This window comes from Tychonema sp. LEGE 06208, assembly GCF_015207505.1.
Lineage (GTDB): Bacteria > Cyanobacteriota > Cyanobacteriia > Cyanobacteriales > Microcoleaceae > Microcoleus.
Map to the genome: position 1 here is coordinate 1 of NZ_JADEWT010000105.1, position 23,405 is coordinate 23,405.

Annotated in this window: 14 protein-coding genes; 9 read left to right on the plus strand and 5 right to left on the minus strand. The window is 43.5% G+C overall.

Features of this window, described 5'->3' with window-relative positions:
* Positions 1 to 89: 89 nt before the first annotated feature.
* From IQ263_RS29990 to IQ263_RS22340, 3 genes are read left to right on the plus strand one after another with little or no spacing between them, the layout of a single operon-like run.
* On the plus strand, positions 90 to 506 hold the full coding sequence (locus IQ263_RS29990) for an RNA-guided endonuclease InsQ/TnpB family protein (protein WP_339384720.1): 417 nt from the start codon (positions 90 to 92) through the stop codon (positions 504 to 506).
* Positions 490 to 858, plus strand: coding sequence for an RNA-guided endonuclease TnpB family protein (locus IQ263_RS29995; protein WP_333195541.1), 369 nt, complete (start codon positions 490 to 492; stop codon positions 856 to 858). Before IQ263_RS29990 ends, IQ263_RS29995 begins: the two co-directional genes overlap by 17 nt.
* 49 nt (positions 859 to 907) lie before the next feature.
* Positions 908 to 1,201 (plus strand): glycosyltransferase, encoded by a 294-nt coding sequence (locus IQ263_RS22340; protein WP_194070378.1) that lies wholly within the window; start codon positions 908 to 910, stop codon positions 1,199 to 1,201.
* A 136-nt stretch (positions 1,202 to 1,337) separates the two neighbouring features.
* Here IQ263_RS22340 and IQ263_RS22345 read toward each other — a convergent pair whose 3' ends face one another.
* The 4 genes from IQ263_RS22345 to IQ263_RS22360 form a co-directional block, all read right to left on the minus strand.
* On the minus strand, positions 1,338 to 1,880 hold the full coding sequence (locus IQ263_RS22345; protein WP_333195542.1) for a serine O-acetyltransferase: 543 nt from the start codon (positions 1,878 to 1,880) through the stop codon (positions 1,338 to 1,340).
* A gap of 373 nt (positions 1,881 to 2,253) precedes the next feature.
* A complete protein-coding gene (locus tag IQ263_RS22350) occupies positions 2,254 to 2,835 on the minus strand; it encodes a serine O-acetyltransferase (RefSeq protein WP_194070379.1) in 582 nt (193 codons plus the stop codon).
* A 191-nt stretch (positions 2,836 to 3,026) separates the two neighbouring features.
* Positions 3,027 to 4,037, minus strand: coding sequence for a glycosyltransferase family 2 protein (locus IQ263_RS22355; RefSeq protein WP_194070380.1), 1,011 nt, complete (start codon positions 4,035 to 4,037; stop codon positions 3,027 to 3,029).
* Between the two features lie 142 nt (positions 4,038 to 4,179).
* The gene (locus IQ263_RS22360; RefSeq protein ID WP_194070389.1) at positions 4,180 to 5,097 is read right to left on the minus strand and encodes a histone deacetylase family protein; all 918 of its coding nucleotides are present in this window, start codon (positions 5,095 to 5,097) and stop codon (positions 4,180 to 4,182) included.
* Between the two features lie 142 nt (positions 5,098 to 5,239).
* Here IQ263_RS22360 and IQ263_RS22365 point away from each other — a divergent pair, with 142 nt between their 5' ends.
* From IQ263_RS22365 to IQ263_RS22380, 4 genes are all read left to right on the plus strand, one after another.
* Positions 5,240 to 5,773, plus strand: a complete 534-nt coding sequence (locus IQ263_RS22365) for a hypothetical protein (protein ID WP_194070381.1) — start codon at positions 5,240 to 5,242, stop codon at positions 5,771 to 5,773.
* Positions 5,774 to 6,381: 608 nt separating this feature from the next.
* Entirely contained in the window at positions 6,382 to 11,091 is a 4,710-nt protein-coding gene (locus tag IQ263_RS22370; RefSeq protein WP_194070382.1) for a PAS domain S-box protein, read from the plus strand.
* Positions 11,057 to 13,084 carry an adenylate/guanylate cyclase domain-containing protein gene (locus IQ263_RS22375; protein ID WP_194070383.1) on the plus strand — a complete coding sequence of 676 codons (2,028 nt, stop codon included), beginning with the start codon at positions 11,057 to 11,059 and terminating at the stop codon, positions 13,082 to 13,084. The genes IQ263_RS22370 and IQ263_RS22375 overlap by 35 nt, the downstream gene beginning before the upstream one ends.
* Positions 13,085 to 13,496: 412 nt before the next feature.
* On the plus strand, positions 13,497 to 14,387 hold the full coding sequence (locus tag IQ263_RS22380; RefSeq protein WP_194070384.1) for an alpha/beta fold hydrolase: 891 nt from the start codon (positions 13,497 to 13,499) through the stop codon (positions 14,385 to 14,387).
* A gap of 309 nt (positions 14,388 to 14,696) precedes the next feature.
* On the opposite strand, the gene IQ263_RS22385 is transcribed toward IQ263_RS22380, so the two are convergent.
* A complete protein-coding gene (locus IQ263_RS22385) occupies positions 14,697 to 15,575 on the minus strand; it encodes a Cof-type HAD-IIB family hydrolase (RefSeq protein ID WP_194070385.1) in 879 nt (292 codons plus the stop codon).
* Positions 15,576 to 16,415: 840 nt separating this feature from the next.
* Between IQ263_RS22385 and IQ263_RS22390 the strand changes: the two genes are divergently transcribed.
* A complete protein-coding gene (locus tag IQ263_RS22390) occupies positions 16,416 to 21,929 on the plus strand; it encodes a trifunctional serine/threonine-protein kinase/ATP-binding protein/sensor histidine kinase (RefSeq protein ID WP_194070386.1) in 5,514 nt (1,837 codons plus the stop codon).
* 47 nt (positions 21,930 to 21,976) lie between these two features.
* Positions 21,977 to 23,389 (plus strand): adenylate/guanylate cyclase domain-containing protein, encoded by a 1,413-nt coding sequence (locus IQ263_RS22395; RefSeq protein WP_194070387.1) that lies wholly within the window; start codon positions 21,977 to 21,979, stop codon positions 23,387 to 23,389.
* Positions 23,390 to 23,405 lie beyond the last annotated feature (16 nt).

The following is a 23,405-nucleotide window of genomic DNA, read 5'->3' on the forward strand; positions in this document are numbered from 1 at the left end:
CTGTTTCGATGTAAAGAGATTTGGCGTGTTCGGTCAGTTTCATGATAGATTTTAGAGACATAAGATAGGCTGCACACTGAAATTATATTTTGACTATTATAGGATCAATCATTCTGTGGCGTTCTCTAAGCGTAAAGCTTGCACCATCAGGTAGGTGGTCAGTTTCTCTGCTGGTAGATGTTGAAATTGAAACACTACCCAAAACAGATAATCAAGTCGGCATCGACCTGGGAGTTACAAGCTTGCTCACTCTAAGCACTGGCGAAAAGATTGCCAATCCCAAAGTATTCAAGGCAAAGTATCGCAAGCTTAGAAGAGCGCAGAAAGCTTTAAGTTGCAAGCAAAAAGGGTCAAACAACCGTCACAAAGCACGGCTTAAAGTAGGGAAAGTGCATCAAGAAATTACTGATGCAAGGAAAGATAATCTTCACAAGTTAACAACAGGGTTGGTGCGTGAAAACTTGCGCCATCGCCGTAGAAGACTTAGCTGTGAAGAATCTGGTTAAAAACCGGAAACTTGCCGCTTCTATAAGTGATGCAAGTTGGGGGGAATTAGTCAGACAACTAGATTACAAGTGCGATTGGTACGGTCGTACTTTAATTAAGATTGACCGATGGTTTCCGAGTTCAAAACGGTGTGGCAATTGCGGACATATCGTTGACAAGATGCCGTTGAATATCCGGGAATGGGATTGTCCTAATTGCGACACTCACCATGACCGAGATATTAATGCGGCAAAAAATATTTTGGCGGCAGGGCTTGCCGTGTCAGTCTGTGGAGCGACCGTAAGACCAGAACAGAGTAAATCTGTTAAGGCTGGTGCGAAATCCCCGTCAGGGACGGAAGCAGAAACCTAAGTCGTGAGTCTTAGGAATCCCCGTGCGTTTACGCCGAGGTGGATGTCAAATGGATTGCACCACCAATGTTGGCGCGGTCTATGACGAAGCTGACATTTTTGCCTTTCCGAGTCTCGAAGAAGGTAGTGGGGTGGTTACCTATGAAGCTATAGCTCACAGGTTGTCAGTGCTCACTTCACCTATGGGAGCGGGCGCAATTGTCCGGGACGGCACAGATGGGCTAGTCGCAGCACCCTACGACTCTGATGCTCTTGTGGAAAGCTTGCGAAAGCTTGCTTTTTCGCCGGAGTTGAGATCGCAGACGGGTGATAGTGTTCGCCAGCAAGCCGAGGACTTTACCTGAAAAAAAGTAGCGTGCCGACGGAAAAATTTGGTGCAGGAGAAATTGAAGGTTTAGGAAATAGGACAATCCTCTGAAAGAATCCTTGCTCTGCAACTTCCTTTTTCCTGCGAATATTTCTAGGAGTGCATTTTCAGGCTTAGAGTTTTTTGGGGATAATTTTTGCGGGTATTCCGACTGCAGTTGCGCCCGGTGGTACGTCGCAAAGAACTACAGCATTGGCACCTATCAAAGCGTGGTCGCCGATCGTTATGGAGTGAATAATTTTTGCTCCTGCACCGATATCGACGTGACCGCCAATTTTGACATTAGAAACAATTGTGACCTGTTGAAAAATTAGACAGTTCGGGCCAATAGATGCATCTGGATGAATGACTATGCCATTAGGATGAACCATAACGAGTCCCCCTCCTATTTTGCAGTTCAAAGGGATGTCAGTTCCAGCTACAATGCTCCAAAATCGATGTTCGATTACGTTCAACCGGGAGAAAAAATACCCTAAAATTCCACCTTGATTCTGCCATTTTTGATAATTGCGGATAGATTTTAGAAGTTGGCGACTAGGATCCCACCACTGGCGAAGTTTTTCGCGGCTCCAATCTGGCTCGGTGGCAGAAACGACAGGTGTAGTTATTGATTGAACCATTATTTGTGCAAAAGAACAGATAAGATATAATGACAATTAAGATTACATAACTATCATTATATCTTATCTGGTTGGTGAGTAACAATATTTTTTTAAATTCTCTAGCAATCCTATTTGAGTTGTAATGTTGTTTTTGTAGCTTGCCAGGTTTTTCGGGTAGGCACGGCGGGGCAATAACCCTACAAATTATTCACAATTCACACAAGATTGCTAGACGGTCAACTTATAATTATTTAGTTGACGAGTTGATGTCTACAAACAAGCAGTGGCGATCGCACTCTTTGTGCAACAATCACAACGGCCAAAGAACTCCACAATTGCGTAGTAAAAGCATCTATCGCTATAGAGGCGGTAGATCTCTAGTTTATTTAAGTAACAGAAGAGACAGGTCACTTTTTCTGGTACTAATTTAAGGATTGTTTTCGACAGGGCGGGATTTGAGAATTTTAGCAGGGATGCCAACGGCAGTTTGACCAGCAGGAACATCTGATAAAACGACAGCATTTGCACCGATATTTACGTCGTCTCCCAGGTTGACCTTGCCGAGAATTTTTGCACCGGCGCCGACGTTCACCCGATCGCCCAATTGAGGCGATTCGAGCGGTTTTTCCAAGTAGCGATTCCCCAGGGTAACGCCTTGGCGGATGATGCAGTCGTCACCGATAGTACAGTATCCGTGAATGATAATAGCACCTTGATGTTCAATCACCACGCGACGACCGAGCTTGACTGTGTAGGGCAAGTCTATCCCGTAAGTATTCCGGACTTTTCGGTAGAGCGATCGATACAAAATGCTCAAGGGAGCTCGCAGCAGTTTTGGTTCTAGCTGCATCCTCCAGACACCGAATCTTTGAACTGCTACGGCACGAAATCCCGGTTTTGTCCAATCGCGACCGTGAGCAATCCAGTCTTCTTTAATCTGCTGCCACAATCCCTGTTCCGAGTTTTGTACTGGAGTTTCACTTGCGATTAAATTTGATTCCGTTACCATAAGCTGTACTCAAGATTCTGTCTAATTTAAGTTATCAATAGATGCCGTCTATCGTCAGATATTGCTCTTTTTTTTCAGGATGTTCAACCAGGATTCTTCTATTTCAAATATGAATGCTGGGTGAATCAAGCAATCTTTGACTGACCAGGAGCGACCTGGCTTTTTTGCTTTGATTTATTTACAAATACCATTTAAAAGTTTTTTGAATCTTCAATCTTACCTCCTTTAAAAAATACACTATTCGTGACAAAATCCGTCAGTAATTTTGGTGGATCGCCATCTGGCTTACCTTGAAGTACGCGGCGCAGCCTCCAGACTCCAAAGCCCGAAGCCCAGGATACATCTGTTAACGCTGTGTAAACCAAGCCGTAGTTTTTGAGAAAGTATCTGCGCCGGGAATCAAACCAATACTGTGGCAGTCGCTTAGGGGGCTTTTTGGTGTCAGTGACACCTGAGCTTTGACCTACTAGGTGAACCACGCGACTTTCAGGTACGTACCAGCAACTCCAGCCAGCTTTGTTAGCTTGCAGACAAAAGTCCATTTCTTCGCAGTACATGAAATAAGCTTCATCCATCAAGCCAATCTTTTCAAATACTTCGCGACGGACGATCATGCTAGCTCCAGCCACCCAATCTGTTTGACAGATTTCTTGGGAAATAGGAGGCGCTACGGCCCAGTTTGCCAATAACTTGGACAGCAAGCCCGTCCGCCAACCAAAATCTAGTTCGGTCAATAGATTGTGAAACCGAAAAGCTGACTGCTGGGGAGTACCGTCGGGGTCTTCCAAGCGGCTGCCGGCGATGCCGGCTTCGGGGTTGGAGTCCATGAAGTCAACCAGTGCTTTCAGAGCTCCTGGGCGAACTACGGTGTCTGGGTTGAGCAGCAGGATGTAAGGGGGGGGATTGGTGGATTCAAGGGCGGGACGGATCAGGGCGTTGTTCCCGTAGGCAAATCCGCCGTTGCGCTCTAGGGGAACGAAGGAAGCCCATTCGCTCCAGCCGAATGTGGCTATAGCGGCTGGTATTTCTTCGGTAGAATTGTCGCCTGAAGCATTGTCGCCAACTACAACCCGCGTACCGGGGAGCGATCGCACTTCGGTAACTAGAGAGCGCAAGCAGTCTATTGTCAAACTAGAGGTTCGGTAGTTAACAATGACAACCAGCAGTGGATAGGGTTGATTGGGCTCGCTGGCATTGGACATAGGTGCATTTGTGGGTTTAACAACTTTTTAGCTCAAGTTGTACCGCTCTGGCAAGCTGGAGCGATGACTAATAGTATTTTTATTGGTTTTGGTGAGAAAGACTGTTTTTTGTGCCATATTTCCGAAGTCCCGCCGCTCTGCATCACAGTCGATATTGCCTGTAAACCTGACTTGCCGCTCGGTGCAGCAGCGAATGTCGGTAAACTAACCCCTTCACGTCATCGGAATAGCCACCGCCAATGACGCAGGCAACGGGATAACCGCCAGCTAAACAAGTAGATAAAACTTGCATTTCCCGGCGAAATAACCCGGTATCAGTTAAAGCTAATTTTCCCAGTTTGTCGGCCTGATGAGTGTCAGCTCCGGCATCGTACAAGACTAAATCTGGCTTGACATCGGAGAGTAAATCTGGTAAGTATTTAGCCAAAGTTTGTAAGTATTCGTCGTCCTCCATACCGACAGGCAAAGCTACATCTAAATCGCTCTTTTGTTTGGTGCCAGGAAAATTGACCTCGCAGTGCATTGAGAATGTAAAAACACTGCTGTCATTTTGGAAAATTACAGCGGTTCCGTCTCCTTGGTGCACGTCTAAATCGACAATTAAAACTTGGCCAACTAAACCGATTTTTTGCAATACTCTAGAGGCGATCGCCAAATCATTAAAAATACAAAAACCAGAGCCGTAATTGGGGAATGCGTGATGAGTTCCGCCCGCAGTATTGCAAGCCAAACCGCATTCTAAAGCAAGCTTAGCAGTTAGCACAGTCCCGGAGGAGGCGATACAAGTGCGGTTGACCAGGGCCGGACTCCAAGGCAGACCAATTCGGCGTTGAGCTTTGTCATCCAGCGTTCCGTTGCAGTAAGCTTGAATGTAATCGCGATCGTGGACTAGCTCAATCCATTCTGACCCTAAAAGTTCCGGAGCGTGAAATTGCGATCGCTCTGCTACCCCATCCAACCGCAGCATTTCGTAAAGCAGCCCGAACTTTGCCATCGGGAAGCGGTGACCGGGCGGCAGTGGCGCAACATAATCTTCGTGGTAGATAATTGGTAAGTCCATGACGATGATTGTAGAACGAATAGACGAATCCAATAATTCTTGTCGATCGCCCTATTCGAGCCTGTTCGCTTACAGGCTTTTGGAGGAGAAGTCCAATTGAAAGCCTGCAACCTCAAATTTAAATTCGCTGGAGAACCTGTATATGCAACTAGAAACAGTCTGGGAGTCCGGCAGCAACAACCCCGAAAATGCTGAGAACTTCGAGCGTATCGCTCAGTGGTGGAAAAACCTCAACGGCAAAAAAATTAGCTGGGTTGAGCGACTGATTCCGCAAATCGGCGGTATGAGCGAAATTCACTGGCAAGCCCAGCGTTTTGACGTAACATTTGTGATAGTCAATCCTGAAATTCGCGAAGATACTCTCTATTGGTACAAACCCGATTCTCCTGTCAAACGCAACACCACAGTTCAGAAACTAGAACTAGACAACCTGCAACAGCAATTGTATCTCTATCCTCAGTTGGAATCAGAAGTGGTAATTCGCATAGGATTTCCCGAAGTGAAATATCAAACACTTGAATTAAACAATCCAGAGTTTGCGCTGGGGGAAGATAATACATTGCTGCTATGGGAGGCTGAGCAAGAACTTGAAATTAAAATATCCCTCAGTAATGAAAATTTTGCTAAACTTAAGGAATTGTTGGCAGAGAAAAGACTGAGAAAAGAGTTGATATAGCCTTTCGAGCTATCATAGGAGGTACTATCCGGGATAGGGCCTAGGACTATGGGTCTAGGGCTATGGGCGTACCTCACCACGCTTGAGAACCGCTATACTCTTAGTTGCCAAATATCTCAAGACTTAGGCGCGGGTGTCTCGAAACCGCGTTTTTTTCACAGCAATACACAGGTTGCAGCCCGGAGCAAAAGTAAAAAACCGGGTTGTTTCGCATCGGGGTGCGTCTAGGTGTGTATCTCTGCTCAAACCTTTTGAAGGTGGTAGCTGAATGTTCAGAAGCTTGGGTTCTCGTCCCCAGTTTCTTGGGCCGGCCGTGGCTAATTCATGATTTTTTTAGGCAATTTAATTGTTCCTAGAAAACTTAGATTTATTGTGGCACTAAAATACAATCAAAATGCGGTTGATTTAAGTTGCGGATTTAAGCTTAGCTGCCCAAAACTTTCTCGCAGACAAAGTGCGTTATTTGATGAACCAAGGTTTCAAAAAATACTCTATTTGCTGAGGCATATAAAAATTAATATGATAATTTTTATTTCACAAGAATACTTGATTTATTAAATAATTCCTCTCCGGTCAACACGCTAAAATTCCCAAGGGCAAGACATAATATGGCGCTCGACAAAAAAACAATTCATATTTTAATTGTAGACGATCGACCCAACAACCTCCGATTTATTTCAAATATATTGACGAAAGAAGGGTATAAAGTTCAGCGGGCAATTTCGGGGGAAATGGTGGTAAATGCTAATTTTGCCGTTCTTCCAGACTTGATTTTGCTAGATATTGCTATGCCAACAATGAACGGCTACGAAGTATGCGAAAGACTGAAAGCTAACGAAAAGACTCGCGAAATACCCGTGATTTTTCTGAGCGTTTTTAATGAAACTTGTCAGAAAGTCAAGGCTTTTGAAGTGGGCGGTGTTGACTACATTTCTAAACCTTTTCAAGTAGAAGAATTTTTGGTACGGATTGAAAGTCAACTGACTATACAACAGCTATCGAAACAATTAAAACAGCAGAATGCCGAACTACAACGAGAGGTAGAATTTCGCAATCAAACAGAAAAAGCACTTCGGGAAAGCCAAGAAAGGTTGCAGAAATTGGCGGTGAATATACCGGGAGTTATTTATCAATTTATGCAAAAATCGGATGGAAGTTTCCAATTTGAATATATCAGTTACGCTTGTCGGGATATTTACGAATTTGAAACCAAAGAAATATTAAAAGATTATAATTTATGCTGCAATCAAAATCATCCTGATGACCGAAAATATCTGGAGCAAAAAATTTGCGAGAGCGCTCGAACTTTAGAACCCTTTGCTTGTGAATGGCGGATTGTTACGCCGTCGGGCAAACTCAAATGGCTGCAATCGAATTCTCGACCAGAAATGCGTGACAATGGCGATATTGTTTGGTATGGGGTACTTTTTGATATCAGCGATCGCAAGCAAGCAGAAATAGAATCGGCCTCAACTAAATCTGCTTTAGAACGGCAAGTTCAGCGAGAGTTGCTGATTGCAAAAATAACTCAAGAAATTCGATCTAGCTTGCAGCCGGAAAAAATCTTTCAAACGGCTGCAACTCAAATCGGTCAGGCATTCCGCGTCAATCGCTGTTTGATTCATACTTACGTTACTAGCCCCCAAGTCGATCTTCCTCTGGCGGCTGAGTATCTCGAACCTGAGTGGGAATCAATGCGGAACGTAATCGTTCCAATTTGGGGCAATCCTCACGTCGTACAAATGATGATCCAAGACCGGGCGATCGCCTCCAACGACGTTTATTCAGATCCTTTTTTGCAAGCTGCTGAATCGATTTGCCGCGTGGCTGGGTTGAAATCGATGCTGGCAATTCGCACTTCCTACCAAGGGATGGCAAACGGCGCTATTTGTTTGCACCAGTGCGATCGCCAACGCGAATGGACAAAAGATGAAATCGACTTGTTAGAAGCTGTGGCGGGTCAAGTAGGGATTGCGATCGCTCAAGCTAAACTGATCGATCGAGAAAAAAACCGACTCGCGCAGCTCGACCGGCAAAATAAACAGTTGCAAGCAGAAATTCGCACCCGCATCCGCGCCGAACAAGCTCTGCAAGAATCCGAAGCAGAATTGCGGGCGATTTTTACCGCCATGACTGACATAGTTTTAGTGAGAAATGCTGAAGGGCGCTGCATCAAAATCGCCCCGACAGCAGCGGTAAATTTGGCGAAATCTCCCACCGAAATGATTGGCAGAACCGCCCACGAAATCTTACCGGAACCTGCAGCAGATTTGGTATTAAATACCGTCAAACAAGTTCTCAAGACGAAGCAAAGCATCAATATTGAATATAGCTATACAGTCGGAGAGCGTGAAGTTTGGCTCGACGCTAAAATTTCTGTGCTTTCTGCTGAATCAGTGATTGTGGTAGCGCGAGATATTAGCGATCGCAAACAAGCAGAATCTGCACTCCGAGAAAGCCAGCACTTCATTCAGGCGATCGCCGATTCCAATCCCAACCTGTTGTACGTTTACGATTTAATTGAACGGCGCAATGTTTACTGCAACCGCCAAATTGCTGCGATGCTGGGCTACACCGCCCAAGAAGTACAAGATATGGGTACAGAAATGATGTCAAATCTGCTCAACCCCGAGGATTTGCCAGCTTTTTGTGAAAGCGTCCAAAAAGTGCAGCAAGCGAAAGACGGCGATGTCATTGAATGTCAATACCGCATGAAACACAAAAACGGCGAATGGCGGTGGATGCACAGTTGGGATACAGTATTTCTCAGAACAAATGACGGTAGACCCAAACAAACTCTCGGTACGGCTAATGACATCACAGACCGCAAATTAGCGGCCGAAAAACTGCTAGCATCGCAGCAAAGAATCTCATTTTTATTGCAGCAAACGCCGATCGCAATTATTGAATTAAACCTGAATTTAGAAGTTATCACTTGGAATCCGGCTACCGAAAAACTTTTTGGCTACAGCCAAGAAGAAGTTCTCGGCCAAAATGTCCCAGATCGCCTCGTTCCAAACAACTGTTACCACCAAATATTTCAAATTTTAAGCAACAAAATTAATATGGAGTCTTGTGCCAGTTGCACCACCCACAAAACTATTACAAAAGATGGTAGAAGTATTGTTTGCGAATGGTATAATACTCCGCTAATTGACGATAACGGTACAGCGATCGGCATCGCTTTAATGGCTGTAGATATTACCGAACGCCAGCAAGCGCAAACTGAACTGCAAGAAAGTGCTTTGCGACAAAGAGCGATCGCCCGAATCATTGAAAGAATGCGCCAGACATTAGATATCCGAGAAATATTTCAAACTACAACCAGAGAATTGCGCCAAACCATGAAGTGCGATCGAGTCGCCCTTTACCGTTTTAATCCTGACTGGAGCGGCGAATTTGTAGCAGAATCAGTTGACAGCAAGTGGATTTCTTTCATGCAAGCACAGCAGGTTGATTCTAAAATTACTGAAAGTGCTTTAAAAAACGAACAATGCCTCGTCAAAAAATTCGAGAGCAGCTCACAAAAAGTATGCGATACTTATTTGCAAGAAACTGCGGGCGGAGCCTACAGCCGAGGTAAAACTTACCTTTGCGTCCCAGATATTTACAAGCAAGGATTCAATAATTGCTACATCCAACTCTTAGAAAAATTTCAATCCAGAGCCTACATTACCGTGCCAATTTTCTGCGGAGAAAAACTCTGGGGACTGCTAGCATCCTATCAAAATTCAGCTCCCCGCCAGTGGAGCGAATCTGAAATCAACGTTGCAGTTCATGTGGGCACTCAGCTAGGAGTAGCATTGCAGCAAGCAGAATTGCTCGCCCGCACTCAAAGGCAGTCAATGGAACTACTTAAATCCAAAGAAAATGCCGAAGTTGCCAACCGCGCCAAAAGCCAATTTCTCGCTTCCATGAGCCACGAACTCCGCACCCCTCTCAACGCCATTCTCGGTTTTTCCCAAGTCATGGCTCGCAACAGTTCCATCACGCAAGAACAAAAAGAATACATAGAAATTATTAACCGCAGCGGCGAACATTTACTGGAACTGATCAATGATGTTTTGTCAATGTCGAAAATAGAAGCAGGTCAAATTACTATCAATCAAAGCCGCTTCAACCTCTACAACCTTCTCGGCAGTCTCCGAGAAATGCTGCAACTAAAAGCAAATTCAAAAGGGTTGCGCCTGATATTTGAAAATATCGGCGATTTGCCGCAGTACATTGAAACAGACGAGTCGAAATTGCGACAAGTTTTAATTAACCTGATCGGCAATGCCATTAAATTTACTCAACACGGAACCGTTACTTTGTGCGTTAGCAGCCAAGTAGAAAAAAACGCCGTCGGACAAGAAGAAGCTCAATTGCATTTTGAAATTGCCGACACGGGACCCGGCATTTCTCCGTCGGAAGTTCTTACATTATTTCAGCCCTTCGTGCAAACCGAAACAGGTCGCAAGTCTATGCAGGGAACCGGGCTAGGATTGCCAATTAGCCAACAGTTCGTCAAGATTATGGGAGGTAATATTGCTGTTGAAAGTCAAGTGGATAGAGGCACAATTTTTACTTTTAATATCCGCGTTAACATCGTAACAGAAAGTGACGAACAAGAAAAACCTGCCGTTAAACCAGTTATTGCTTTAGAAGCCGGACAGCAAACCTATAGGATATTAATAGTTGAAGATGTAGCGGAAAATCGCCAACTGCTGTTTCAGCTTCTCGTACCGCTCGGATTTGAAGTCCGCGAAGCAATTAACGGTAAAGAAGGAGTTGCTTTGCAGTCTACTTGGAAGCCGCACCTAATTTTGATGGATATGCTGATGCCAGTTATGGACGGCTACGAAGCTACAAAACAGATCAAGCAAACTCCAGAAGGTAGAGAAATAATAATTATTGCCCTGACTGCTAGTGCTTTTGACGAGCAGCGACAAATAATTTTGTCTGCCGGTTGTGACGATTTTATCTGTAAACCGTTTCGGGAAGAGGTACTATTTGAAAAGATAGCGCATCACCTGAATCTGCGTTATATTTATGAGGAAGAAAACTCATCTATTTCTGATTCAGCACCCCGACAGGTTCAAAGTTTGACCACCGAGGATTTGAGTGTAATGCCCGCAGACTGGGTGGTCGATTTATACCGAGCAGCACTTTGCGTTGACGACAACCGCATCCTCGGACTGATCGCTCAAATTCCCGAAACTGAGGCAAATCTCGCTAATGCTTTAACAGATTTAGTCGATAATTTTCGGATAGATATCATTATCGATTTAACTCAATTATATTATGATGAACGAGCCATTACTAGCAGCGACTCTTAGAGACATTCTGATCGTTGACGATATGCCGGACAACTTGCGACTTTTATCAACTATGCTAGAATCCTACGGGTATCAAGTTAGGAAGGCGATTAACGGAAAAATGGCTCTGCAAGCAGCACAAATCTCTCCTCCCGATTTGATTTTACTAGATATTAATATGCCGAAAATGAACGGCTATGAAGTTTGTGAAAATTTAAAAAAATATGAAAATACTAAAGATATTCCGGTAATTTTTATTAGTGCGCTAGATGACGTGATGGAAAAAGTTAAGGCTTTTCAAGTAGGAGGAGTAGATTATATTACTAAGCCGTTTCAAGTAGAAGAAGTCTTCGCCCGCGTGGAAAGCCAACTGTCTTTGCGTTTGTTGCAATCGCAACTGCAACAGCAAGCTAGGGAATTGCACGATCGCAATTCCAGATTGCAGGCAGAAATCGCCGAACGGCAGCGGGCGGAAGAATCAATCCGGTTTTTGCTGGAAACGACGCAGGCGATCGGCGAAGCTGCGGACTTTCATTCAGCTTTAGAAGCAATTCTGCACCAACTTGGCGAAACAATCGGATGGGATGTAGGAGAAGCTTGGATTCCCAATGCAGAAGGAACTGCGCTGCAATCTGCCAGGGGCTGGTATGCGAGTAACGCCAGCATGGAACCCTTCCGCACCCAAAGCGAACAACTGACATTTGCCATGAATATCGGGCTGCCAGGACGAGTTTGGGCATCCAAGGAACCGGAATGGGTAGAAGATATTTCCCAGGGCTACCCAGATTTTTTACGAAGTGAAGTAGCACGAGAACTCGGATTTAAAGCAGGTTTTGGCGTGCCGATTTTGGTAGGCGATGAAGTATTGGCGGTGCTAGTTTTTTTTCAAATTTTGCCTTCTCCGAAAAACGCGCGCTTTATAGACATTTTCAATGCGGTTGGCACTCAATTAGGTGGTTTGATTCAGCGCAAACAAGCCGAAGAATTGCTGCGAATTGCTGAAGAAAGATATCACAGCATTGTAGAAAATGCGATGGAAGGCATTTTTCAAAGCACTCCTTCTGGAGGCTATCTCAGCGCTAATCCAGCTTTGGCAAAATTGTACGGTTACGACTCGCCAGCAGAACTGATGTCTAGCATTAAAAATATCGCCAAACAACTGTACGTTGACCCTGAACGCCGCCTGGAATTCGTGGCGGCTATGGATGCAGAAAATGCGGTTTCGGGGTTTGAATCTATGGTATGCCGCAAGGACGGAAGCCAGATTTGGGTATCAGAAAATGTCCGCGCCGTTCGGGATTCAAAAGGCGTTATGATGTACTATGAGGGTACTGTTTCTGATATTACAGAGCGAAAATTAGCGCAAGAAGAACTCAAAATTCAACAGGAACAAAGCGAGAAATTGTTGTTAAATATTCTGCCCAAACCAATAGCAGAACGTTTGAAGGCCCAGCAAAGCACGATCGCCGACAGTTTTGCCGATGTAAGTGTTTTATTTGCTGATATTGTTGGCTTTACTGAACTGTCGGCGAGAATGTCTCCGACGGAGTTGGTAAAGCGATTGAATGTGATTTTTTCTCACTTTGACCAGTTAGCTGAAATGTACGGTGTGGAGAAAATCAAGACTATTGGTGATGCTTACATGGTAGTCGGGGGATTGCCTACGCCGAGACATGACCACGCGGAGGCGATCGCCCAAATGGCCTTGGGAATGCAGGCAAAAATAGCCAAATTGTCGGCCGAGACAGGAGAAAAACTGGCAATTCGCATCGGCATCAATTCCGGGCCGGTGGTGGCGGGAGTGATTGGTGTGAGCAAGTTTACCTATGATTTGTGGGGAGATACGGTGAATGTGGCGTCGAGGATGGAGGGTACGGGTTTTGCGGGCAGAATTCAAGTTACTGATGTTACTTACGAGCTTTTAAAAGATAAGTATTTGTTGGAGATGCGAGGCGTAATTCCGGTGAAAGGTAAGGGGAATATGAGGACTTATTGGTTGTTGGAAAAAAGGTAGTCAGTAGTCAGTAGTCATTAGTCATTAGTCATTAGTCATTGGTTAGTTGTTATTGGTTAGTTGTTATTGGTTAGTTGTTATTGGTTAGTTATTGTTGGTTAGTTGTTATTGGTTATTGGTTATTGGTTAGTTGTTAGTTGTTATTGGTTGCGAATCCCCAATTTCCCATTATCAATTCCAATTCTCAATTCTCAATTCTCAATTTCCAATAACAACTAACAACTAACAATTAACTAATGACTAATGACTAATGACTAATGACTAATGACTAATGACTAATGACTACTGACTACTGACTAATGACTAATGACTAATGACTAATGACTAATGACTAATGACTAATGACTAATGACTAATGACAACTGACTTCTGCTACGATCGAAGAAGTTAACGAAAATTTACATTTAGAGCCGTGACTGCACAACAATTAGTATCTGCAACGAGTTTTGAGAAGCTGATTTGGACTTGGAAAGGTCACAAAATCCAATATACCGTCCAAGGAACCGGCCGCCCTCTGATCTTGATTCACGGGTTTGGGGCTTCTATAGGACATTGGCGGCAAAATATCCCCGCACTCGCGGCGGGGGGCTACCGGGTATTTGCGCTGGACTTGTTGGGATTCGGGGCTTCAGGCAAACCGGCGCTTGATTATACGCTGGAATTGTGGGAAGAATTGCTGACAGATTTCTGGACAGAATTGGTACAGGAACCGGCGGTATTTGTCGGAAATTCGATCGGCGCTTTGCTGAGTTTGATGGTAGTCGCCAACCATCCAGAAATATCTGCAGGCGGTGTGTTAATCAACTGTGCTGGCGGGCTCAACCACAGACCGGAGGAACTGAATTTCCCGCTGCGAGTAGTGATGGGGACTTTTACTAAATTAGTTCGATCGCCCGTCATCGGCCCGTTTGTCTTCAACAACATCCGCCAAAAACACCGCATCCGCAACACCCTGCGCCAAGTCTACGGGAACCGCGAAGCCATCACCGACGAACTCGTAGAACTCCTGCACGCGCCCTCCTGCGAGCCCGGAGCTCAACAAGTTTTCGCTTCCATTCTCACAGCCCCAGCAGGCCCTCAACCGTCAGAATTACTGCCAAAGGTCGATCGTCCGTTATTGGTACTTTGGGGTGCAGACGACCCCTGGACGCCGATCGCCGGCAGCAAAATTTACCAAGAATTAGCGGCCAACGATAAACCAGTGAAATTTGTTTCAATTCCCAACACCGGCCACTGTCCCCACGACGAGCGGCCCAGTGAAGTCAACGCTCTGATTTTGGACTGGCTGCAGGAATTGAACTAAAATTTTTCGGGGGAATGCCCGAAAAGGGCGATCGGCCAAAACCCTTGCACAGCAAAGGTTCTGCCTCCATCCACCGCACCCGCCGCCCGGATTGGAAAGACTCAAAAAAAACTTTACTAAAAAGTCTTGACACATTCGGGCGAGTCGGCTATATTAATGGACGTGTGAGGAGCGAACCAGAGAAAGCACCGAGACGAAACACGGCCAGTCGTCGGTGCTTTTTCTGTGGAAAGGCATTTTTAAGTTATTGTAGGGACACGGCATTGCCGTGTCCCTATAATATTGGGAAAATTATTATTGCTAGAAATATCAGCCGCCCAAAACAAATTGTTCGATCGCAGCCACCACCCCATCTTCCTCCACATCCGGCGCAACCCAATCAGCAATAGCCTTCACACCATCAGGAGCATTCCCCATCGCCACGCCCACACCCGCGTAGGAAATCATTTCTAGATCGTTAAAATTGTCGCCGATCGCCATCACCTGAGCCGGCTGCAAACCCAAAACTTTTTCGGCTAAATACTGCACACCATCTCCCTTACTCGCCAAAGGATGCGTAGCTTCAAAAAAAGTAGCCACCGATTGAGTCAAATAAAGCTCCGCAGGCGTGTAGCGCTTCCGCATACTGCTGAGCAAGCCGTGGAGTACCTCTGGATTCTCGCACAAGGCCAAAACCTTCGTCGGTTCCCCCGGCATATCTCGCCGCAAATCTTGAATTACAATTGGTTCAATGCCCGATCGTTCGGCATAAATTCGGGTAGCTGCAGTAATTTCCGGTACGTAAAGTTTGTCGTCAATATAGAAATGGATCGAAAGGAGCGATCGGTAATCCAGTGCTTCAAAATGCTCTAATAGTTGCAGAGCAGTTTGTTTCGACAGCGGCAAGTGTCGCAGTCGCTTTTGAGTAGCTGGATCTTGAATCCACGCGCCCTGGTAGCAAATCAGCGGCAAAGTTGAGCCAATTTCTGAGTGAAAACGCAAAGCCGATTTGTACATCCTGCCCGTAGCGATGGCCACTTTCACTCCCCGCGACTCGGCAGCCAAAACTGCCTGCTTGACGGGTTGTCGGATGTCGTTTGACAAACCTGCGATCGTGCCGTCGATATCTAGTACCAGTAGTTTAATCTCTGCGGTACCAAAAGCGCGATCGGTAGCATTCGCTGGATTTGAGGCAATTATATTCTGCATGATTTTGAAATTTTAGCTGTTGATTTGCACCCACCAATTTATTTTGGCACTCGCACCTAAGTTTTGCTTGCATCTAAATTGTCTGTTATGTTTGAGAAGAATATGGAGAGAGGGCCCGAATAGAGAAGAGGAAAGGGTGGATAGGATTTGACTGCCAACGGGAATAGGTCATTGAAATATACAATTTAAATGCCTGTAGAGCGTGCCGCCAGCACCGAAAACTGTCTCAATAGCGCCTCAAACCACTTTTTGCCTCAGTCCCGATCGCAGCTTGTTTACCTATGCACTCACCAGCCCTCTTAATGCGATCTTGATTTACAATTACTTCACAGTGCCCCCGGCAATATCTCAACCATTATCTCATCATTCATACCCACTTATTCAATTGACAATTGATATCAAATCCGGTAGCATCCGAATGATTCAGATATATATTCTCGGACTCTGTGTACTCTGTGTACTAATAAGGTTAAATCACCTGACGATGCAATCGAAAACGATAGGACAATCTAAAATCATCATTTCTCGTTACCATGCTTTCTCGTTACCATGCTCTGTCTCGTAACACAGAATCCAGGGGTTATGCCTCCTTTTACTTCGCCAATCATCAGAAAAAGAGGATTATAATAAGTGTTTCAATCATTAAATATTTGTTGCTAAAATTATCATTTATATTATGTCCGATCGATTGCCGTAACAAAAAAGGTTTGTAGTGCGGACGGTCGTCCGCACTACAAACCAATTTTATTATTTTCAATCGGCCGAACGCGAGATTATTTCCATCTTTTGAACTAAAATATCCACTCCCCAACTGTACTTAAAAACTACCGCATTCGCAGCATGATTACCATTCCGGGATATCGCATAGACGGAGAAATTTATACAAACGATCGCACAGTTATTTATCGAGGGATGCAGGTTGAACAACAAAAACCTGTTATCCTCAAAACTCTGGCGCAGCCCTACCCAACCCCAGCACAAATAGCCCAACTCCTGCACGAAGCAGAAATCCTCAAAAATTTGAATTTGCCCGGAACAGTTAAGCTTTACCAACTCGAAAAATACAATCACGTTCCTGTTTTAATTTTAGAAGATTTTGGCGGCATTTCTCTCAAAAAATTTCTCACCAACAACCAGCTAGAGTTACAACAATTTCTGCAAATCGGTATCAAACTAGCAGAAACTCTCGGCCAACTCCACGAACACCACATCATCCACAAAGATCTTAAACCGAGCAATATTATTGTCAAAATCGAGACGGGGGATGTCAAAATTGCTGATTTTGCGATCGCCTCCCTGCTACCGGGCGAAAACCCCGCCCTCCACCATCCCAATTTACTCGAAGGTACCCTCGCCTATATGTCGCCAGAACAAACTGGCCGCATGAATCGGGCGATCGACTACCGCACCGATTTTTATTCTCTCGGCATCACTTTTTATGAAATGCTCTGCGGTGAAGTGCCTTTTACTGCGATCGATCCGATGGAATTAGTACATTGCCATATTGCCAAAAAACCACTTGCTCCTTGTGAGAATCAAAAACAAAAAATCCAAGGCATAATCAATCAATCACAAACCGACGAAATTCCTCAAGTCGTTTCCGATATCGTCATGAAACTATTAGCAAAAACCGCCGAAGATAGATATCAAAGTGCTTTCGGACTTGGGTGCGACCTAGAAAAATGTCTCTTTCAACTGGAAACCACCGGCGAAATATCTCACATCACCATCGGCGAACACGATAGGTCAAGTAACCTGCAAATTTCCCAAAAACTTTACGGGCGAGAAGCCGAAGTTAATCTGCTTCTCGATACCTTCGATAGGATGAGACAGGGAAATACAGAAATAGTATTAATTTCCGGTTCTGCCGGTATCGGAAAATCCTGGTTAGTCTATGAAATTCACAAGCCTATCCTGCGGGCAAACGGGTATTTTATAGATAGCAAATTTGAAAAATTTAAGTGCGATATTCCCTACGCTTTTTTGATCCAAGCTTTTCAAGACTTATTGCGCCAAATTCTCACAGAAACATCTGCCAAACTAGAAGTTTGGAGACAAAAAATATTAAATGCCCTCGGCGGAAACTGCCAAGTAATTATTGAAGTTCTTCCCGAAGTACAAATGATTGTCGGGCTGCAGCCCCCAGTGCCAGACTTAGGATTACATGAATCTCAAAATCGCTTTAATTTAGTATTTCAAAAATTCATCCGAGTCTTTGCTCAAAAAGCACACCCCTTAGTAATTTTTCTCGACGATTTACAGTGGGTAGATTCAGCATCCCTTAAGTTAATCCAACTGCTAGCAACAAACCTAGAAAATCAATATTTATTAATCATTGCAGCCTACAAAAAACAAGAACTTAACGCAAACCATCCTGTAATGCTGACCGTCGAAGCAATTAAAAAAGCAGGGGGAAATTTCAGCGAAATATCCCTTTCGCATTTAGATATTACCAGCGTCAATCAATTTGTTGCAGATAGTCTGAGCTGCTCGCCAGAAAAATCACTAGATTTAGCAGAATTGCTTTTCCAAAAAACTGGAGGTCATCCCTTTTTTCTAACTCAATTTTTCAAGTATATTTACTCAAAAAAACTGCTGAAATACAAATTTACACCTTCCGATATTTCTGTCGATATAGCCGAACCTAACATTTATGAGTCGAATCCTCAAAAAGCATATCCAGCTTTGAGAAAATGCGAAATTGCAGGTGAGTGGCAGTGGGATATCGAGCAAATACAAGAAATAGGAATAACTGACAATGTTGTAGAATTAATGATCGATCACATTCAGAAACTTTCAGAAACCACCCAGCAACTACTAAAATTAGCTGCTTGTGTTGGCAACAAATTTGATTTAGGAATTATCTCAAAAATCTGTGGAAAATCTCTAGTTTCCACAGCAACAGACCTCTGGGAAGCTCTTCAGTCCGGTCTGATTCTGCCCGTAAATAACGCCTACAAAATTCCGCTCGCACTAGCAGCAACTACAGAAGTAACCGACCAAATATCTAGAGATTTCACAGATGAATTGTCCCTACCAATCGCTGATGCTGCTAGCGCGACTTATAAATTTTTGCACGAACGAGTTCAACAAGCCGCTTATGCTTTAATATCCGAACCCAAAAAACAAGAAATTCATCTCAAAATAGGCAGATTTTTGCTACAAAACGCACCTCCAGAGCAATTAGAAAACTATATTTTTGATACAGTCAACCAACTAAATGCAGCCAGACAAATCATCAGCAGTGAATTAGAAAAACTTCAATTATGCCAATTAAATTTAATTGCAGGCCGCAAAGCAAAAGCCAGTGCAGCTTACGAACTGGCTGTCAAATATTTAACCGCAGGTATTGAATTGCTGCCGCAGGAAAGTTGGCAAACCGATTACGATTTGACTCTGGCACTCTACGAGTCAGCCGCAGAAGCTGCTTACCTCAATACCGAGTTTGAACAAATGGAAAAATGGGCAGAAATTGTCCTAAAATACGCAAAGAATGAACTAGATAAAATCAAAGTTTTTGAAATCCAAATCACAGCTTGTACGATGCAAACAAAACTGCAAGAAGCTGTACAGATTGGTAGAGAAGCACTAAGAATGTTAGGACTAAACTTGCCCGAGTCGCCAGTTCCCCTCCACATTCAGCAAGCAATGGCCCAAACAGTAGCTTATTTAGGCGACAAAAAAATAGAAGATTTAATTAACTTACCTGTGATGACAAATCCGCGCAAGTTAGGAACTATGCGCGTGCTTTCCAGTATGTTTGCAGCTACGTTTATAGTTGAACCAGTGCTGTTACCGCTGATTGTATGCCAGCAAGTTGATTTATCGATTAACTACGGAAATTCGGTTTTTTCGGCTTTTGGTTATGCTAATTACGGAGCAATTTTACAAAGAATAATTAGAGATATTGAATCAGGCGATACCTTTGGTCAATTAGCTTTGAATTTGATCGATCGACTAAATGCTTTAGAATTTAAAAGTAAGATTCTTAATTTAGTCGCATTCGTTTTGATGCACGGCAACCATCATGTTAAGGACACTTTACCACTGTTAGAAGAAGCCTATCAAAGCGCCCTTGAAAATGGTGATTTAGAATCCCTAGGATATGCGGCGGTAAATATTTGTCAGTCCTTGTATTTCATCGGTCAAGAATTGATGCCGCTAGAACAAAAAATGGCTAATTACAACCATTTGTTATTTCAACTCAAGCAAGAAACGGTATTGACTTGGAATCAAATATATCAGAAAACAGTTTGGCAATTGATGGATAATGCGGATACTTCCAATCTTTTGTTATGTGAAACTTATAACGAAGAAAAATTGTTGCGACTGCTATTGAAAGCTAACGATCGCGTCGGTTTACAGCACTTTTATCTGCAAAAATTAATATTAGCATATTTATTTGGAGATATTCAGCTAGCCCTAGACAATGCAGCACAGGCCGAACTTTATTTAGATGGAGTAGCGGGCTTTATTAATGTTCCTGAATACCATTTTTACGATTCTCTCGCCAGACTTGCAGCCTATCCACAAGCAACAAATGAGGAACAAGAAGAGCATCTTTTTTGCGCCAGCAGCAACCTCAGAAAACTCCAAATAAAATCACTTTCTGCGCCGATGAACCTCCAGCACAAATGCGACTTGATCGAGGCAGAAATAGCGCAAATTTTCGGCGATATTGTCAGAGCAATGGAATATTACGACCGTGCAATTGCCGGAGCTCAAGAAAACGGATACATACAAATACAAGCACTCGCAGCAGAATTAGCGGGAGCATTTTATTTATCCATAGGACGAGAAAGAATTGCTAAGACTTACTTGATAGAAGCGCGTTATTGCTATCAGCGCTGGGGAGCACAAGCCAAAGTAAGACATTTAGAATCAAAATACCCGCAGTGGCTAACTTTAGCCTCAATTTCAACTAATATCGAAACTCGCAAATCTACCAGCAGCGCTTGCACTACGAGCGACAGTGCAGGGGTGCTAGATTTGACAACCGCAGTCAAAGCTTCACAAACATTAGCAAGCGAAATAGTTCTCGACAAACTACTGGCAAAGATGATGAAAATTGTGATTGAAAATGCCGGAGGAGAAACAGGATTTTTAATACTAGAAAAAGATGGTAAATTGGTTATTGAAGCATCGGGTTCTGTGGATGCCGATCGCGTTGCTGTCATGCAATCAATTCCTATAAATTTTGTAGATGAAGAGCGAGAAGAAACTTTGCTATCAGTTGCAGTTGTCAACTACGTCGCCCGCACCCAAGAAAGTATAGTTTTAAATGATGCCAGCCGCGAAGGACAATTTACTCACGCACCTTATATAATTGCTTTTCAACCTAAATCTATTCTTTGCACTCCGTTAATCCACCAAGGCAAACTAAGCGGCATTCTATATTTAGAAAACAATCTGACTACAGGCGCATTTACGCCAGAAAGGTTAGAAATATTACAACTGCTGTCTTCTCAAATTTCTATCTCTATAGAAAACGCCCAACTTTACACAAATTTGCAGCAATTCAATCAGAATCTCGAAAAATTAGTACAGCAGCGTACTTCCGAGCTTTCCCAAACTTTAGAAGATTTAAAATCTGCCCAAAAGAAACTGGTAGAATCGGAAAAAATGGCTGCCCTTGGGGGTTTGGTTGCAGGTGTTGCTCACGAAATCAATACTCCCATCGGCATCGGTATCACCGCCGCCTCGCTGCTGGCGGAAAAAGTTACAAAGTTTTTTGAGCTTTACAGCAAGGGGCAAATTAAACGCTCCGAGTTAGAAAAATTCCTGGATACGGCCATGCAAAGCAGTAATATGATCTTATCAAATTTGACGCGGGCGGCTGACTTGATTCACAGTTTTAAAGAAGTGGCTGTAGATCAGTCGAGCGAATTACAACGCACGTTTAACCTAAAAAATTATCTTGAGGAAATTTTGACATCTTTAACCGCCAAACTAAGAAGAACTAAACACAAAATAGAGATTAAAGGCGATGAAAATATTGTACTGGACAGTTATCCTGGTGTGTTGTGTCAAATTGTGACAAATCTGGTGTTTAATTCCCTGGTTCACGCTTACGATGGAGAAGACGAAGGGATTCTGGCTTTTGATTTTAAGCTAGAGGGCGATCGGCTAATATTTGAATATGCAGATAACGGCAAAGGAGTTTCCCCAGAAAATCTCAGTAAAATCTTTGAACCATTTTTTACCACCAAAAGAGGTAAGGGCGGCACAGGATTGGGACTGCACATTATTTACAACCTCGTTACGCAAAAACTCAAAGGTACAATTACCTGCGAAAGTCAATTGAACAAAGGTACAAGATTTATGATGGAGTTTCCAGCTAAAATTAGTAATTAGTTATTATAACACGAGTTTTAATAGGATTTTATTTAGGAGAGTAATTAATGTCAGAAGCTAGTAAAAAACTGTTCGCTGCAAACGATGATGAATTAATAGCGTTGGGCGACGATGAATTAATATTTGCGGAAGAAGACGAGGTTCAAGAACAACCGATTCCAGACAGTTGGAAAATCTTAATTGTAGACGATGAAATAGAAATTCATAATATTACAAAGCTAGCTTTAAATGAATTTACATTTGAAAACAAATCCCTCACATTTATCAGCGCTTTTTCTGGTAAAGAAGCCAAAGAAATGATCCAAGACCATCCAGATGTAGCATTGATTTTACTGGATGTAGTGATGGAAACAGAAGAGGCAGGCTTGGAAGTTGTAAAATACATCCGCGATATTTTAGACAATAAAATAGTGCGAATTATTTTGCGAACCGGACAGCCGGGACAAGTGCCGGAAGATGTTGTAATTGTCAGCTACGATATTAACGATTACAAAACTAAAACAGAACTCACAAACAAAAAGTTATTTACCACAGTAGTGACAACGCTGAGAGCATTTCGCGCCCTGACTCAAATCGAAGCCAGCAAAAGCGAACTTGAAAAGATTGCAATAGCTTCGGCCCGCTTTGTCCCCCGCGAATTTTTAAAGTTTCTCAAGATTGAAAGCATTGTTGATGCCAGATTGGGAGACTCTGTACAGGCGGAAATGACGATTATGTTTGCCGATATTCGCTCATTTACAAGTCTGTCAGAAAGTATGTCTCCTAGAGAAAATTTTGAATTTCTCAACTCTTACTTAAGCCGAGTTGGTCCAGTTATCCGCCAGTATAACGGTTTTATAGATAAATACATTGGTGACGGAATTATGGCTTTGTTTCCTAACCGTTCTGAAGATGCGGTTCAAGCGGCAATTGAGATGCAGCAGCAAGTTAAAATTTATAACAGACACAGGCAAAATAGCGGATATCAACCTATTTCGATAGGGATTGGTTTGCATACGGGAACTTTAATGTTGGGTACTATTGGTGAAGCGGAACGGATGGAAAGTACGGTAATTTCTGATGCTGTGAATTTAGCCGCGCGTGTGGAAGGATTGACAAAGCTTTACGGAGTCGGTATTGTAGCTAGCGTCCAGACTCTTTGTCGAATAGACGATCCCCAAAATTATAAGTGTCGGTTTCTCGATCGCGTTCAAGTCAAAGGAAAACAAACGCCTGTGGCTGTATTTGAAATTTACGACGGCGACTCGGATATGATGATCGAACTAAAAGCACAAACTCAAACTTATTTTGAACAGGGAATTTTTTTTCACTACCAGCAACAATTCGCGCAAGCAAGGCAAATGTTTTTGCGCGTGTTGCAAGTCAACAAGTATGATAAGGCCGCAGCTTTTTATGCCGATCGCTGCGATATGTTGATGAAGAATGCTGTCATTATGACTTTGGAAGGAATTGAAATTTAGGGCATGGGGCATGGGG

What these genes read in the sequence shown, in the direction of transcription:
- IQ263_RS22395 (WP_194070387.1), top strand. Translation starts at nt 21,977, where the DNA reads ATGTCAGAAGCTAGTAAAAAACTGTTCGCTGCAAACGATGATGAATTA.
- IQ263_RS22385 (WP_194070385.1), bottom strand. Translation starts at nt 15,575, where the DNA reads ATGCAGAATATAATTGCCTCAAATCCAGCGAATGCTACCGATCGCGCT.
- IQ263_RS22340 (WP_194070378.1), top strand. Translation starts at nt 908, where the DNA reads ATGGATTGCACCACCAATGTTGGCGCGGTCTATGACGAAGCTGACATT.
- IQ263_RS22370 (WP_194070382.1), top strand. Translation starts at nt 6,382, where the DNA reads ATGGCGCTCGACAAAAAAACAATTCATATTTTAATTGTAGACGATCGA.
- IQ263_RS22375 (WP_194070383.1), top strand. Translation starts at nt 11,057, where the DNA reads ATGATGAACGAGCCATTACTAGCAGCGACTCTTAGAGACATTCTGATC.
- IQ263_RS22390 (WP_194070386.1), top strand. Translation starts at nt 16,416, where the DNA reads ATGATTACCATTCCGGGATATCGCATAGACGGAGAAATTTATACAAAC.
- IQ263_RS22360 (WP_194070389.1), bottom strand. Translation starts at nt 5,097, where the DNA reads ATGGACTTACCAATTATCTACCACGAAGATTATGTTGCGCCACTGCCG.
- IQ263_RS22350 (WP_194070379.1), bottom strand. Translation starts at nt 2,835, where the DNA reads ATGGTAACGGAATCAAATTTAATCGCAAGTGAAACTCCAGTACAAAAC.
- IQ263_RS22365 (WP_194070381.1), top strand. Translation starts at nt 5,240, where the DNA reads ATGCAACTAGAAACAGTCTGGGAGTCCGGCAGCAACAACCCCGAAAAT.
- IQ263_RS22355 (WP_194070380.1), bottom strand. Translation starts at nt 4,037, where the DNA reads ATGTCCAATGCCAGCGAGCCCAATCAACCCTATCCACTGCTGGTTGTC.